This window comes from Nitrosospira lacus (assembly GCF_000355765.4).
GTDB classification, from domain to species: domain Bacteria; phylum Pseudomonadota; class Gammaproteobacteria; order Burkholderiales; family Nitrosomonadaceae; genus Nitrosospira; species Nitrosospira lacus.
Genome location: NZ_CP021106.3, coordinates 2,478,736 through 2,493,315 on the forward strand (window position 1 = coordinate 2,478,736; position 14,580 = coordinate 2,493,315).

Here is a 14,580-nt window from a genome sequence, read left to right on the forward strand (position 1 = left end):
CGTATAACCCAAGGAGAGCATAAATGAACACATTACAAGTTTCCACGCTTTTAATAGGTGCCGCACTGACGGGGGCATCCTTGTTTGCCGTAGCACATACCGAAGAATATTTCGATTCCGTCGAATCGCCCCACGGCGGGCAAATGCGCATGTCCGGGCCTTATCATCTGGAGCTTGTCGCCAGGGATAAGGAAATCGTGCTTTACGTGATGGATCATGCCAACAGCAAGCTTAATACCAAGGGCGGCTCGGGTAAAGCGTCTATTCAAACCGGCAAGGATAAGGCCAGAATCCCGGTCAAACTGGACCAAGCGGGTGATAATATTCTCAAAGGGACTGGCGATTTTTCTATCAAGCCTGAGACAGTAATCACCGTATTCATTGAGCTTCCGGGGCGGGAAGCGTACTCAGCCAGTTTTACCCCGCTTAAACCCAAGACCAAGCTTGCCATGAAAACCAAAGCTACCAAGCCACAAGCGGATAGCGGCAATGCACATCATCATACGCACCATTGACCAGACCCTGATTGAATTGATAATCCCGCATAAAACCCGTCATCATTCCTGACGGGTTTTATGTTTAGCTATACCGCCTCTCCTTTCACCAGGGAAAGCTGGGTATCAGCCAGCAGATTGCAAAGCAAGCGCTGGTAGGAGGTATCTCCCCTCAGTACAGCGCGGGCATCAATGACGAGACGCAAACGACCGCTTTGCAATCTCAATAGTTTCAGATAATTTGGGAAAGAATGATGTGCGGGTACAGCGATGCCGGCACCCGGGCATTCCGGGGGATAACCGACCCACTCCGGCACCAGTCCGGACTGGCGCAGAGTGGTCTCCGATTCCTCGAACACATATGCGGTAATGCCGATAGCGTCACTCTTCCAGCGATTGATCGGCATTAGAAGCGGTGCCTTCTGAGAAATCGACTTCACGGCTTTCGCGTAAACACGTCTGGGTTCGGGTTCCATCACAAAACTCCTCTGTAAGCAATTCAAGACTCGCCACCCACTCCGGCACTATTCCCGCCACCGGAAACACATCGCCGGCAAGTACCGTATCATTCATCTTACAGATTTTAGTCATATTGAAAATTGTACTGAAGTACATCTATGGAGCCCCTGAATCCGGGCTGTTTCGCAAGTGGAATAATGGGCCAAAAAAATCCGGGAGGAGTTTTAAATGTAACGATATTTGCTATTGCGCAACCGTTGCTTATTGAAGCAAATATATTTGTCATAACGACTCATCGACCTGGAGCCATCATGCAGGACCACACCCTCCCCCCGAAAAAATTTTGCAGACCGGCATGGCTTTCTGGGCATCGAAAATGTTGCTCAGCGCTGTGGAGATGGCGAGCTGTCGCAGGGTCCCGCCAGCCTGGATTCACTCAGCTAGCGGCTCCGTTGGCATCTCCGCGGCGCATGATTTCCTTGATGCGCTGGTGGCGCGCGGCTTCCTCAAACGTGAGAGCGGAAGCTACCGCAACATGCCTGAGACCAGTCTTTTCTTGATCGGAATAAGCCATCCTATTTGAGTGCGGCAATTTGCCGCATTCCTGCGCCGGCCGAAATGAATTATTCTCGCGCTCCAGATTATTGCGAGAGAATATTGTGCGCTGGATTCGACATATTGCGGTTATAAAGCAAAAACCCGGCTTTCTTGTACTGGTAAGTCTGCTTTGCGCATCTTCTGTCTGGGCAACCAGTGAATTTGAGCCGCCGGTTAAAGATACAACCAGATCTGCACCCCCAGCGAAAAAAAAACCGGCTGCCACCGCTCCCTCACCCGGAATCCTCAAGAATACGGAAGTAACGCCTGCTACCGCCGGGAAAGCACCTACTGATGAGTCTGCGATTAAATTGCCGGAAATGACGATAGGAGGGAAAGTCAAACCCATCTCCAAGCAAACCGAAGGGGAAAGATACAGACTGCCCCAGACTACGGAGACCATTACCCGGGAAAAAATGGACGCCACCATCAATATGATGCAGGCGGAGGATGCCATCAAATACATGCCATCCGTACAGGTACGGAATCGCTATATCGGGGATACCAACGCACCGGTAGGAACGCGCACCTCAGGCACATCCGCCAGCGCGCGCAACCTGATTTATGCCGACGGTATCCTGCTGTCTTCCTTGCTCGGCAATAACAATACAAACACGGGTTCGCCTCGCTGGAATACCGTGTCGCCTGGAGAAATCGAACGCATCGATATCATGTACGGCCCATTTTCAGCCGCTTATCCCGGCAATTCCATGGGTGGCGTGATCAACATCACCACGCGTATGCCGGAAAAATTCGAAGCGGGCGTGGATGTGCAACAATCATTCCAGACTTTTAATCTCTATGGCACCAAAGATACCTTTCATAACCAGCGGTACTCCGGATACTTTGGCCACCGCTACAAGGACTTATCGTTTCGCTTCGACTATAGCCATCTCGATGCCCATAGTCAGCCCATAATTTTTACGACTCCCCTCCAGTCCGCCGGCACCACATCACCTGCCGGGACAGAAGTGACCGGCGCTATCCCGGGCCAAAACCCTACACTTGCCCCTAACTACGTGCTGGGTGCCGGAAACTTAAATCATACCGTGCAAGACAACTTCAAGTGGAAACTGGCCTACGATTTCACGCCGACCATAAGATTCGCTTACACCTTCGGGATGTGGCAAAACAACGCAAGCGCCAGCGCTCAAAGTTATCTGAGAGATGCATCAGGCAATATCGTGAACAGCGGCGCGGTCAATATCGATGGTAGACGATTCAATCTCGATACTATCAGCTCCGGCCTGCCCGCCTTTGCCGCGAATCGGACCGATCAAACAACTTGGTCGCACGGTCTGAATCTCCGATCCAACACCGGCGGGAAATTTGACTGGGAACTGGTGGGCAGCGTGATCGATTTGAGCACGGACACCGTTCGACAGCCAACGGTTAACCCCATCCTTGCAGCCGCCAATGGTCCGGGCAGGACCGCCAGCCTGACCGGTTCCGGTTGGCATACGTTCGATGCCAAAGGCATTTGGCGGCCCCGTATTGACTTTCTGGGACTAGGTTATCATGAGATCAGCTTTGGTTTTCACCATGACCTGTATACACTGAAAAACCCGGTATACAACACGAATAATTGGCAGACGGGTGGCGCCACAGGCATCTTTTCAAACTCGATTGGAAAAACCCGGACCGAAGGTTATTGGGTGCAAGACGCTTGGGATTTCCTTCCAAACTGGAACTTCACGGTCGGTGGCCGTCTTGAAAATTGGCACGCTTATGATGGCGTGAACACGACCACTGTAAATACCTCCACGGGTCCTCCTGTACTCAGGACGATCAATCAGGCTGACAAAAGCGCAGTCAATTTTTCACCCAAGGCAAAATTGACCTGGGCTCCCATGGAGCAGGTGAGGATCGGTGCAGCCATCGGTCAAGCTTACCGCTACCCCACGGCGTCGGAATTGTTTCAAACAACGACCGCGGCCGGTATAACATCTAACGCGAATCCCAATCTCAAGCCTGAAGACGCCCTCTCTTCCGAACTCTCCGCCGAATATTTTCCAGAAAAAGGAAGACTGCGTCTCAGCCTGTTCCAGGAACGAGTAAAGAATGCCATTTTTACTCAGGTCGGAACCGTTAATGGAACTCAGACAAGCTTTATTTCCAATGTGGGCGAAGTCGATACTTATGGTGTGGAGTTTTCCGGGGAAAAAACGGATGCCTTGATCAGGGGTTTGGACATCCTGGGGAATTTCACCTGGGCGGACTCAAGAATCCACGAAAACCGCGCTGCGGATGAAGCAGCGGCGCTGCTGGGTCCGACCCCAGCCAATCCAAATGCCGCCGTTCCCTCGACCGGAAAACGTCAACCCCGGGTTCCCGTATGGCGATCCAACGTCGTAGTTTCCTATCGCGCAACCGACAAGTTCAGCGCCTCGGTGATGCTCCGATACAGCAGCCGCCAGTTCGGTCAATTGAATAATACCGACACCAATGGTTTTTCATATACAGGACTTACCAGCTACACTGTCGTTGATTTACGCGCAAATTACAGGCTCAGCAAGCAAGTGATGATCAGCGCTGGTATCGACAACGTTAACAACGAAAAATACTGGGTCTTTCACCCCATGCCGCAACGGACTTACTTCACCCAGATAAGATTTAATTATTAGAAGTAACGGTATTGTCAAATTGACGGGTTTGCCGCCTGCCAGAAAACCGTGCCTATTGATCCGGCTCTAAGTACTGGCACATCAGGTGCGCAGCGTAACCCGATAATTCAAGAATCCAGACGTTGTGCTAATGGGATATATCCTGCATGACGGAGATCAATCCACGAAAAAAGCTCATTTGGAAAGTATGTGAGTTACTCCCACAGGCGGCACACGTATCGTCTACGAGACGATAATTGCTCACAAGATGCCTTCAGGCTAATGACCCGCTGCTGATCGAAACGCCGGGAGGCTTTTACCACCCGAGCGCTGGAGTCTGGTATAGCCGAACGCGGTTATACGGGAACCATATTTCAACGATCTCCATCACTTTTGTCGTTATCCCTAGGAGGACGGGGCTCTACGGATGACTTTTTTTGAGTCCAGAGTGTACTTCAGTCCAATAGGAAATACGCCCGAAATCCGTAAGATGCGGGATAAGTAACTTTTATCCACGTCGACCCCACAGGGAAAAAAATGAGCAAACTATCCGGACCGACCAGCATCTTGGCACTTGTCCTCGCCACCGCATCATCTGCGCAGGCATTACCCATATATTCCACGGCGAATTTCTCGGGCGAGGTCACCAATGTGACCAAGTTTGGCAGTGACTTGGGACTGCAAAAAACAAATACATGCAGCGGTTGTCCTGAAGGCTTTGTTGGCGGCCATTTACTGTTCGACGCGAATCTCACGCCTGGAGCGGGCAGCGGAATCATAAGCGTACCGCTGGCGTCGGTCGCCGGAGCCTCGAACGATCTGATCTTCGATATCATCCTCGGTGGTAATCCACTGGAATTCTATTTCGGTGATGCGAATACCCAGGATGGACCCGCTATCCAGTTTAAAAACGGCGTGTTCAACGGCTTGGATTTTGTGCGAGACTTTTCGCTCAACGGGCATTCCTTTGAGCTCAGCATGCAGGGAAAGAACTGGGACATAAAAACATTGAATAGTAATGGCGTTTATTCGCAGCTCGCCGCCTCTGGCCATTTAAATATCGGCAACGCCGGTCTGACCCATCAGCAAGTGTTCATGCCAACACCCGAGCCATCCGCGGCGTTACCCGCAAGTGTTCCCGAGCCCGCCACGCTGGCGCTTCTCGGTCTCGGATTCCTGGGTCTCGCCGCCGTACATCGGCGTCGGCGGGAGCTTGTCCGATATTGAGACAGCCCGGCCCATAGCGCGGGATATTGTCATTTCCAGAATGCTAAACCCGCTGCGGCGGGTTTTTTCTTGAGGCCCGGCATCGCGAGCTTTCGAAATTCCAACATACTCATAGCGGCACTCTTCCTCAGATGCGTGAGTACCGTAGTGGGTTATCACAAGCTGCAGCACTACCAACGCAGATGACTTGAATTGAAAGCGCTGTTTGGGTTACCCTCCAAAAGGGTAAAAGAAGGTGGAGGGTATCGGATTTAAAGCAAAGATGTCTGGGTTCGACCCCATCCACACCGTTTCGAGCCATAGCTTTTGCGCTTATGACCCCATGAAAAAAATTTCGCGGAACGATCCATGCCCCTGCAACAGTGGCAGGAAATACAAGCACTGCTGCCAGCAATTCGAGGAAACCTCAACCACTCTGACGGTAGCGACGCGCTTGGTCAATAGGCGCGCCAAGGGGTTGCCTGATCCATCTATTCCTGAATATTTCCAGACCGCGATTGGATATCACCAGGCGGGAAATTTGCCCTGGGCGGAGGCTATCTATCGACAGATACTTCAGGCAGCGCCGGACCATCCTGGCGCGCTGCACTTCCTGGGACTTATTGCAAGGCAAATGGGCAAGAATGAGATCGCCATCGAACTTATCGGCAAGGCGCTTGCGTTCAAACCGGACTATGCGGAGGCACATAGCAACCTGGGAAACGCACTCAAGGATCAGGGCAGGCTGGAGGAAGCGGTTGCCAGTTACCGCAAAGCGCTCTCGCTTGCGCCGGGTTTCGCAGAAGTGTACGCCAATTTGGGGAATGCGCTCAAGGGACAGGGCAAGCTGGATGAGGCCATTGCCAGCTATCGCAAAGCGCTTACGCTCAAACCGGATTTTGCCGAAATACATTGCCTCCTGGGGAATGCGCTGAACGAACAGGGCACGCCGGATGAGGCCATTGCCAGCTATCGCAGCGCACTCACGCACAAGACTGATTTTGCCGAGGCATACTGCAACCTGGGGAATGTGTTGAACACACAAGGCAGGCTGAACGAAGCAATCATCAGTTTTAGCAAGGCGCTCCAGCTAAAACCGCATTTTGCCGAGGCGCACAGCAACTTGGGAAATGCGCTCAGGGAGCAAGGCAAGCTGGATGAATCAATCGCCAGTTATCGCAACGCGCTTTCCCACAGGCCGGATTATGCGGAGGCATGCAGCAATTTGGGCAATGCGCTCAGGGAGCAAGGCAAGCTGGACGAAGCGATCACGAGTTACCAGCGCGCGTTACAAATCAGGGAAAGCCCGGAAATCAAGAGCGGATTCGCGCAATGCATAAAAAACATCTACTTTACGCATGAAATTCCCGATATCCGCTTCCTTGTTGCCAGAGCCATATCCGAACCGTGGGAGCGGCCAGCCGACCTTGCGAACCCGGCCATATCGCTGGTCAAGCTGCATCCGGGCATCAAGGAATGCATAACCCGGGCCACTAGCGCATGGCCAGCCGAATTATCGCAGCATGAGCTGCTGGGCCCGCCTGGTGCATTCGCCTTCGCTTCGATTTGCGATGACGTGCTGCTTCATCGTTTGCTGGAAAATACGACGGTCTGCGATATGGAACTGGAACGTTTTCTCACCATGGCAAGAAATGCCCTGCTTGACGAAGCGATCAGCGAAAAAAAATGCCCTGTAGCGGAAGAAAGAATTCTGGCTTTTTATTGCGCATTGGCGCGGCAGTGCTTCATCAATGAATACATATTTGACTGTTCCGGCAAAGAATCCACCTGCGCTCAACTTCTACGGGAACGCGTTGCCGCGGCGCTGGCGGCCGGGTCACGTGTCCCCGTATTATGGCTGGTGGCGGTAGCCGCCTACTTTCCGCTGATTGCCTTGCCATTCATTGAAAGCCTGTTGGATCAATCCTGGCCTGATGCCGTCGCCGGATTGTTGGTCCAACAAGCGCGCGAACCCCTGGAAGAGCGGCAATATCGCGACCTCATCCCGCGCTTGACCCCCATCACGGACGAGACATCCCGTCTGGTGCAGAAGCAATACGAAGAAAATCCTTATCCGAGATGGGTCAAATCGGCACCGGGCGACAGAGCCATCTCGATCGATGCCTATCTGCGCGAACGGCTTCCTTTTTCGCAGTTCAAGCCAATGAACCCGGTTGACAAAATCGGGAACAAGAAGAATGAAACACTCGACATTCTAATAGCTGGATGTGGGACCGGTCAGCATTCGATTGCAACAGCTCAGCGATATCAGAACGCCAAAGTTCTTGCTGTCGACCTGAGCTTGACGAGCCTCTGCTATGCCAAAAGAAAAACCCGGGAAGCCGGCCTGGGAAACATCGAGTATGCACAGGCCGACATCATGGCTCTCGGCTCGACTGAAAGAAGGTTTGACATCATAGAATCGGTGGGTGTACTGCACCATCTTGCAGACCCGATAGCAGGATGGCGTCAATTACTTTCGTTATTACGGCCCGGTGGATTCATGCGTTTGGGCTTCTACAGCGAGTATGCGCGTCAGAATGAAACTGCTGCACAAAATTTCGTTATCGGCCACGGGTATCGGCCGGTCCCGGAAGACATTCGCCGATGCCGTCAGGACTTGATGTCGATGGAGAATGCCGCTCGATTCAAGCAAATTTTGTCGGCCAGAGATTTTTATGGAATGAGCGAATGTCGCGATCTGCTGTTTCATGTTCAGGAGCATCGCTACACGCTACCCCAGCTCAAAAAAAGTCTCAAAGAACTGAATCTGGTCTTCGTCGGATTTTCCCTCGATCCCGGCGTCATCAACCAATATGCGGTACGCTTTCCCGCCGATCAATCGCATACTGATCTCGATAGCTGGCACCTGTTCGAGACTGCGAACCCGGATACCTTTACTGGCATGTACCAGTTCTGGGTACAAAGGCACGGTTAACAAAACCTGACCCGGATACCGCGCCAGGCCGGCGAATATTATCGTGAACAGCGTGGATAACGACATTTAGTCAATAAAGGTTAAATCCAGCGGGTACCGCCAGTCCTCGGGGACGAAATATCCAAGCTAAGGAATCTCTGAATGAGCCTCCGATTTTGTCATCGGATTTTTGGCCGTCACAACCTGACGCAACCGCGCGGCGGCGATACCCGCCATCGCAATCAAACCCATGCCCAGCAGCGCCAACCCGGTGATCGGGTCGTCAAACAGCAGAATGCCATACAACAAGGACCAGCCGATGCCTAGGTATTGCAGGCTGGCATTGACAAGCGTGCCGCCGATCCTATAGGCACGCGTCATCATCAACTGCGCCAGCGTCGCCAATACGCCCACCGCGAACAGTACTCCAAGGCCGTGCAAGGTATGGGCATGCCATCCACTAATAAATGACGTCTCCAGGGCGCCTGCGCAAATGCTGCCCACCGAGAAATAAAATACGATGCGCACCTCCGGCTCACCCGCCCTGCCAAGCGCGGTCACCTGCAAATAGGCCATGGCAGCAAGCAAACCCGATAGCAACCCCATCAGCCCGCCCCATAATTGATGACGCTCCATGGTAGGTTGAAGGATGCAGATCACACCCACAAATCCCACAAGCACGGTGCATACCAGGCGTGTGTCGACGCGGCTGGCGCCGATGAGAACCGAACCGCCAACGAGCAACAGCGCCATCCAAATCGGGGACATGTAATTTAGTGTCACCGCGGTGGCAAGGGGCAGTTCGCCTATCGCGTAAAACCAGAGGCCAAGCGCACTGACGCCGGTCAGGCTCCTCCAGGCATGCATCGCCGGCAGGCGAGTGCGAAGCGTTTCGCCTGACGCACGCGTGATCAGCGCAATCATCGCAGCGCCAACGATACCCCGATAGAACACGATCTCACCCGTACCGTAGTTGGCCGACGCAAACTTGACACACATGCCCATGGTCGCGAAAAACAAGGTTGCGCCGATCATCAGGGCTGGCGCCGATAATTTTTCTTTTGTGTTTGAAATGGCGTTAATCGGCAATCAGGAAACCCTCAAGATAAAAGTACGTATCCCCGCTTTTCACGAAACTCTTGCCCACGCTGCCCAAATCCCCAGGGTCCCGCATACCTGTAAGATATTACAGCTATCCATGCTTCCTAATCCCTAGTTAAATAGCCTTCCAAGTAAAATGATCTGCGTGGAGGTAGAGTGAAGCCTGATAAGGGGGAGGACCATGCGCGCTTTATTGTCGCGGCGAGGAGTGCGCTGCGAGCGGCTGAAGAAGCATTTGGGCCAGACCATCCCAAGGTAGCCACTGGACAAAATAATCTGGCCGTGCGATGTTACGCCGAGGGAAAATATGCCGAAGCCGAAACACTTCTTCAGGAAGCCCTGCGGTTTTGGGAACGGACACATGGCGCACATGATCTCGATTTAGCCGCATGCCTGAACAATCTGGCGGAGGTTCGCCATGCTCAGGGGCACCTGAGGGTGGCAGCCGCCCTTCTGGAACGCGCATTGGCAATTTGCGAAAAAGCGCTGGGGCCGGCTCACCCCGATGTTGCCACGAGCCTCCACAATCTGGCATCGCTTTACTCTGATCAGGCGCGGTATATGCGAGCCGAGCAACTTCTCCAGCGCGCGCTGGAGATTTCTGAGAAGATATCCGGTCCGAATCATCCCGATGTGGCAACCTGTCTGAACAATTTGGCGGAAGTATACCGCGCGCAGGGACAGCATGAGACGGCAGCGGCACTTCTCGCACGTGCATTGGCGATTGACGAGCAGATCCTGGGCCCGGATCATCCCGATGTAGCAACGAATCTGAATAACCTGGCATTGCTGCACCTCGCCCAGAGGCAGTATGCCGAGGCCGAGCCCCTCCTCCAGCGTGCCTTGGCCATTTCAAAAAAGACGCTGGGTCCAAATCATCCCGATATGGCCACCAGCCTGCACAACCTCGCGGCGCTCTATCGCGGTCAAGAGCAGTATGCTCAGGCCGAGCGGCTCTATAAGCGCGCGCTGAAAATAAATGAAAACAATTTTGGTCCGAATCACCCCGCTGTAGCCATAAGCCTGAAAAGCCTGGCGGCTCTATACCGTGATACCCACCAGCCAAGCCAGGCAAAACCGCTGGAAAAACGTGCATCAAGAATATGGGCAATGCGCCGATAAATTCTTAGGTTCGGACCAGTGCAGCGCAACCAGGTAACTCAATCCGGTGATCCTATCTCACTCACTCCCATCCGTAAGACGGACAACACAAATTTGGATTCCAGAAGCGCTCCATATAAAATTGCGCTCATGATCACAATCCCCCAATTTATTGATTTCTCCGCCCCATCCGTTGATGTAGCGCGATCCCTGATAGGCACGATCTTGCTTGTCGATGGAGTCGGAGGCCGGATTGTCGAGACAGAAGCCTATGATCACGAAGATCCCGCCTCGCACAGCTTTGGCGGCCCGACTAAACGCAACAGGGTAATGTTCGGTCCGCCCTGTCGAGCCTATATATATCGCTCATACGGCATCCACTGGTGTCTCAATTTCGTTTGCCGCGCGGATGGACATGGTGCCGGCGTATTAATCCGCGCGATCGAACCGCTTGCAGGGCTGGAGGTCATGCGCGCAAGACGTGGGCTTGACCATCCACGCCTGCTTTGTTCCGGACCGGGGCGCGTCTGCCAGGCACTCGGCATCACCGATGCGCATAGTGGCATGCAGATAGATACGCCACCATTCCAGCTCCTGCCTTTAGCGGAAGAGATTTCCATCATCACAGGTCCGCGCATTGGTATTTCAAAAGCGAAAGATATACCTTGGCGATTCGGACTTTCCGGATCTCGCTTCCTGAGCCGTCCATTTCGTTGAGTGGGATCAAGAAAAAGAATTCCAAGCCGGTTATATCAAAAGCTTCTGATCCCTACCCTCGTTCCATGTCCGGACAGCGCCATAAATCCGCAAAACCTGCATAAGCGGTATCGCCAGCGCTAGCCCGTTCCACGATCATCCGGATTGCCATAACGCCGTATGGCCTCTCTCTCCAGCTCATTGAGGCCACTGAGATAAAGTTTCGCCATGATATTTTGCTTATGAGATTTTACTGTGGCGTCAGCGAGCTTAAGCTCATAGGCAATCTGCTTTGTCGTCTTCCACTTCGCCACAAGCCGCAGGATCTCTTCCTCGCGCGCGGTCAAAGGATCAACCTCGGGATCCGGCCTTACAGGCAGCCCTCCGTCCAGATATATACTGCCATCCATGACTGTATCGATCGCCGATTTGATTTTTTCTATGCCTGAACCCTTCAGCAGATAACCACGAGCACCGGCCCGTAATGCCCGCCGCACGAACTCCACATACTTTTCATCGCTATATATCAGAACGATCAGGTTTTCAAATTGAGTTCTGAACTCGGCGGTCAAATCGATGCCATCGATGTCGGACTGTAGACGAATATCCATTATCACCAAATCAATTCCCAGATTTTGTATATGACGGCGCGCTTCATCTGTGTTTCTGGCCGTGGCAACCACCTTGAACGCGGGCACGATGTCAAGAAACTGACATAACCCGTGAATGACAATGGGTTGATCCTCCACAATCATTATCTTGACAATTGATTCAGTGGACATGGGAGCGGATATCTAACCGAGAGGAATGGTGGCGAGCACCGTTGTGCCGCCGGAAGACGACATGATGCTAAATCTCCCACCAACCGCTTCCAGCCTTAGTTCCATGTTGCGCAGGCCAAAACCGCGATTTGAATCATCATGAATACGATTCACATCAAATCCCCTGCCATCATCGCGGATAGTTAGCCTGACACAGTGCGTGTCGCGCTCCAGACACATCGTCACATTGCGGGCGGAAGCGTGTCGCACGACATTGTGCAAGGCCGTTTGCGCAACCCGGAACAAGACTGTTCTGGCGGCAATGGCCAATTCCCCGGCTTCTTCCGCAGCGGAAAGCTTGATCCGGGTCGAATCGCATCTCATGTTGAGCACAAGCCGGGCTAGCGCCTCCACCAATCCAAGGCGCTCGAGATCGATAGGAATAATATCGTGTATGATCCGGTCAAGCTCTTCCAAGGTATCTTTCGCCAATTCCGTCGCTTCCTTGAAGATGATTTGCGATGCTACCAATTGCCGGGTCATTCCTTGCAGCTTGGCGAGGCCAATTTCAATCTTCATCTTGATGACCACAAGCATGGGTTTAACGCCATCATGCAGCTCCCTGGCTATTCTGGAGCGTTCTTCTTCCTGTGCATTGATGATACCCTGCGCCAACCCGCGAAGCTTCATTTCCGCCACACCAAGCTTGGTATCCGCTTCATCGCGCCGTCTGATATTCAGCATCAAACCCCAGACTATCGCCGTTAAGCTAAGGGTTGCAATAGCGCCGATCCAGAGCATTGTGTTGAAGATGTTGAGAGAAACCTGCGCATCGATTTTGGCCAATACATCATCGACATCATCCAGATATACCCCTGTGCCCAATACCCAGTCCCAGTTTTTCAGCACTACGACATATGCGCGCTTGCGTTCAGAAACGTTGTTGTGACTTGACGGTTTTTTCCACATATAGTCTTCAAAACCGCCACCTTGGCGTGCACGTGTAACCAGCTTCTGGATTGCCGGATTACCGTTGGCATCTTTTAAATCCCACAGATTCCGGCCAATCAGTTCGGGCTGGCGCGGATGCATTAGTACTTCCCCCTGGAGATTGAACAGAAAGAAATAACCATCAGGCCCGTAATTCAGGTTTGCCAGGATACGCTTGGCTTCGTTTATCGTGTCAGCATCGCTCCGGCCTGAATCATAAAGGTGAGCTATGGATTGTTCAGCCAAGGCAATGTAATTCCTTAGTTCGGCGTCTTTACTGTCCTTGTAGGAGCGCTCGATCGATGCGCGCTGCAACTGCCCCAATAGCGTTGCCCGACAATACACGGTGACGGCAATTGCAAAAAGCGCCAGCATGAGCGGCACAATCGCATACAAGATGATTTTATTTCGTAGTCTCATGGTATATCAGTATACGACGCCATTCATTGCGCACCTCATCCAAAGGATTAGTTCGGTTCATCCTTAATGGGATGCATCGCACCCTGAATTGCTCAATACTTTCTCCCAACAGATATTGGAATGCGGCGAGGATATTCTTTAACCGGAATAGAAATGCGGCAAAAGTTTAACGCCGCATACCGATCCGTGGAACATAGGATTGCACAGGATTACCGGTAAATTTTTACTGACATAACCTTGGGAGAAACGGTATGGATGATATTCACGAGGATACAACGATAAAAGCGGCAATTCTCTTGGACCCGCTGGGAGTCAAACCAAAAACAAACTCATTCAGCGAGACGGTCATAAGCTGGTTGATTATTGGCTGTATTACAGGCGTTCCGGTATTTTATGCGATTCAATCCTTAACACGAAGCCCGAACGCCTGGTTTTTTATCAGTATCATGCCTGCCGCTTATCTATTTTGGAGCAATTGGATAGGGATGAGGCGGCAAGAACGGCGCGCCGCCTTCATTGATGTCTATCAGTTTCCTGCTTCAGTCAAAGAACAAGTCGGGAAATGTTATCCGCACCTATCGGATGATCAATTGCTGTTAATCATGCAGGGACTCCGGCAATACTTCCAGTTATGCAATAAGGCCGCTCGTGAAACTGTTTCGATGCCGTCGCGGGTTGTGGATGTCGCGTGGCATGAATTCATATTATTCACGCGAGACTACGAGGAATTTTGCCAACATGGAATAGGCCGCTTCCTGCACCACACGCCGGCTGCTGGAATGACCTCCACGATCGGAATTGGGAATGGCATGAAAAAAGCATGGCTTCTGGCTTGTGAGTGGGAGGGAATAGATCAGAAGGCACCCTCCCGGCTACCATTTCTGTTTGCAATCGACGCTGCACTGAATATTCCGGATGGCTTTATGCACTCGCTGGATAATGACTATGCCGCCAATGGAAACGCCGGTTGCGGCGGAGGAGGCTGCGGCGGGTGCGGGGGCGGTTGCTAAAGCGTTCAGTTCAAGACCGGCGAAGTCAGCATGCCGAAGCGCGGCTGGCAGGCGTATTGAAGGGCGATCAAAAGGTATTCGTGGATGAAAGTTGGAATTCGCCAGTAAAATACTTATTAACGGGATTACCATCGCAATTGCAGCGATAACTCATCAGTCCGCTCGGTCAGCTCGCTATCCGAATCACGAAATAATTCTTGCACAGAAAAAATTTTAAATCCTGGG

General features: G+C 52.4%; 12 protein-coding genes. 7 read left to right on the plus strand and 5 right to left on the minus strand.

The genetic code is table 11. The features are described 5' to 3' along the window. Positions 1-23: 23 nt before the first annotated feature. The gene (locus EBAPG3_RS11260; RefSeq protein WP_004174711.1) at positions 24-515 is read left to right on the plus strand and encodes a hypothetical protein; all 492 of its coding nucleotides are present in this window, start codon (positions 24-26) and stop codon (positions 513-515) included. Positions 516-583: 68 nt separating this feature from the next. On the opposite strand, the gene EBAPG3_RS11265 is transcribed toward EBAPG3_RS11260, so the two are convergent. Next, the gene (locus tag EBAPG3_RS11265) at positions 584-901 is read right to left on the minus strand and encodes a hypothetical protein (protein ID WP_151898936.1); all 318 of its coding nucleotides are present in this window, start codon (positions 899-901) and stop codon (positions 584-586) included. Then, the gene (locus tag EBAPG3_RS15035) at positions 876-1,085 is read right to left on the minus strand and encodes a hypothetical protein (protein ID WP_151898937.1); all 210 of its coding nucleotides are present in this window, start codon (positions 1,083-1,085) and stop codon (positions 876-878) included. The genes EBAPG3_RS11265 and EBAPG3_RS15035 overlap by 26 nt, the downstream gene beginning before the upstream one ends. Before the next feature lie 527 nt (positions 1,086-1,612). On the opposite strand from EBAPG3_RS15035, the gene EBAPG3_RS11275 reads away from it, so the two are divergent. The 3 genes from EBAPG3_RS11275 (at position 1,613) to EBAPG3_RS11285 (ending at position 8,297) form a co-directional block, all read left to right on the plus strand. Beyond that, on the plus strand, positions 1,613-4,174 hold the full coding sequence (locus EBAPG3_RS11275) for a TonB-dependent receptor (RefSeq protein WP_227869204.1): 2,562 nt from the start codon (positions 1,613-1,615) through the stop codon (positions 4,172-4,174). 516 nt (positions 4,175-4,690) lie between these two features. After that, positions 4,691-5,380 carry a PEP-CTERM sorting domain-containing protein gene (locus EBAPG3_RS11280; protein WP_004174717.1) on the plus strand — a complete coding sequence of 230 codons (690 nt, stop codon included), beginning with the start codon at positions 4,691-4,693 and terminating at the stop codon, positions 5,378-5,380. Between the two features lie 322 nt (positions 5,381-5,702). Next, positions 5,703-8,297, plus strand: coding sequence for a tetratricopeptide repeat protein (locus EBAPG3_RS11285; RefSeq protein ID WP_081607221.1), 2,595 nt, complete (start codon positions 5,703-5,705; stop codon positions 8,295-8,297). 126 nt (positions 8,298-8,423) lie between these two features. Here the strand turns inward: EBAPG3_RS11285 and EBAPG3_RS11290 are convergent, their stop codons facing one another. Next, complete coding sequence (locus EBAPG3_RS11290; protein WP_004174719.1) at positions 8,424-9,311, minus strand: DMT family transporter; 888 nt, start codon at positions 9,309-9,311, stop codon at positions 8,424-8,426. A 222-nt stretch (positions 9,312-9,533) separates the two neighbouring features. Here EBAPG3_RS11290 and EBAPG3_RS11295 point away from each other — a divergent pair, with 222 nt between their 5' ends. Further along, complete coding sequence (locus EBAPG3_RS11295) at positions 9,534-10,499, plus strand: tetratricopeptide repeat protein (RefSeq protein ID WP_004174721.1); 966 nt, start codon at positions 9,534-9,536, stop codon at positions 10,497-10,499. Between the two features lie 129 nt (positions 10,500-10,628). Beyond that, positions 10,629-11,195 carry a DNA-3-methyladenine glycosylase gene (locus EBAPG3_RS11300; RefSeq protein ID WP_040851174.1) on the plus strand — a complete coding sequence of 189 codons (567 nt, stop codon included), beginning with the start codon at positions 10,629-10,631 and terminating at the stop codon, positions 11,193-11,195. 119 nt (positions 11,196-11,314) lie between these two features. Here the strand turns inward: EBAPG3_RS11300 and EBAPG3_RS11305 are convergent, their stop codons facing one another. Next, positions 11,315-11,956 carry a response regulator gene (locus tag EBAPG3_RS11305; RefSeq protein WP_004174724.1) on the minus strand — a complete coding sequence of 214 codons (642 nt, stop codon included), beginning with the start codon at positions 11,954-11,956 and terminating at the stop codon, positions 11,315-11,317. A gap of 12 nt (positions 11,957-11,968) precedes the next feature. Next, complete coding sequence (locus EBAPG3_RS11310) at positions 11,969-13,345, minus strand: cache domain-containing protein (RefSeq protein WP_040851161.1); 1,377 nt, start codon at positions 13,343-13,345, stop codon at positions 11,969-11,971. Positions 13,346-13,830: 485 nt separating this feature from the next. Here EBAPG3_RS11310 and EBAPG3_RS11315 point away from each other — a divergent pair, with 485 nt between their 5' ends. Then, entirely contained in the window at positions 13,831-14,355 is a 525-nt protein-coding gene (locus tag EBAPG3_RS11315; RefSeq protein WP_227869205.1) for a glycine-rich domain-containing protein, read from the plus strand. Positions 14,356-14,580 lie beyond the last annotated feature (225 nt).

Excerpts from the sequence above, each read along its gene's own strand:
- EBAPG3_RS11260 (WP_004174711.1), top strand. The coding sequence starts at position 24 with ATGAACACATTACAAGTTTCCACGCTTTTAATAGGTGCCGCACTGACG.
- EBAPG3_RS11265 (WP_151898936.1), bottom strand. The coding sequence starts at position 901 with ATGCCGATCAATCGCTGGAAGAGTGACGCTATCGGCATTACCGCATAT.
- EBAPG3_RS15035 (WP_151898937.1), bottom strand. The coding sequence starts at position 1,085 with ATGACTAAAATCTGTAAGATGAATGATACGGTACTTGCCGGCGATGTG.
- EBAPG3_RS11280 (WP_004174717.1), top strand. The coding sequence starts at position 4,691 with ATGAGCAAACTATCCGGACCGACCAGCATCTTGGCACTTGTCCTCGCC.
- EBAPG3_RS11285 (WP_081607221.1), top strand. The coding sequence starts at position 5,703 with ATGAAAAAAATTTCGCGGAACGATCCATGCCCCTGCAACAGTGGCAGG.
- EBAPG3_RS11290 (WP_004174719.1), bottom strand. The coding sequence starts at position 9,311 with ATGATCGGCGCAACCTTGTTTTTCGCGACCATGGGCATGTGTGTCAAG.
- EBAPG3_RS11300 (WP_040851174.1), top strand. The coding sequence starts at position 10,629 with ATGATCACAATCCCCCAATTTATTGATTTCTCCGCCCCATCCGTTGAT.
- EBAPG3_RS11305 (WP_004174724.1), bottom strand. The coding sequence starts at position 11,956 with ATGTCCACTGAATCAATTGTCAAGATAATGATTGTGGAGGATCAACCC.
- EBAPG3_RS11310 (WP_040851161.1), bottom strand. The coding sequence starts at position 13,345 with ATGAGACTACGAAATAAAATCATCTTGTATGCGATTGTGCCGCTCATG.
- EBAPG3_RS11315 (WP_227869205.1), top strand. The coding sequence starts at position 13,831 with ATGAGGCGGCAAGAACGGCGCGCCGCCTTCATTGATGTCTATCAGTTT.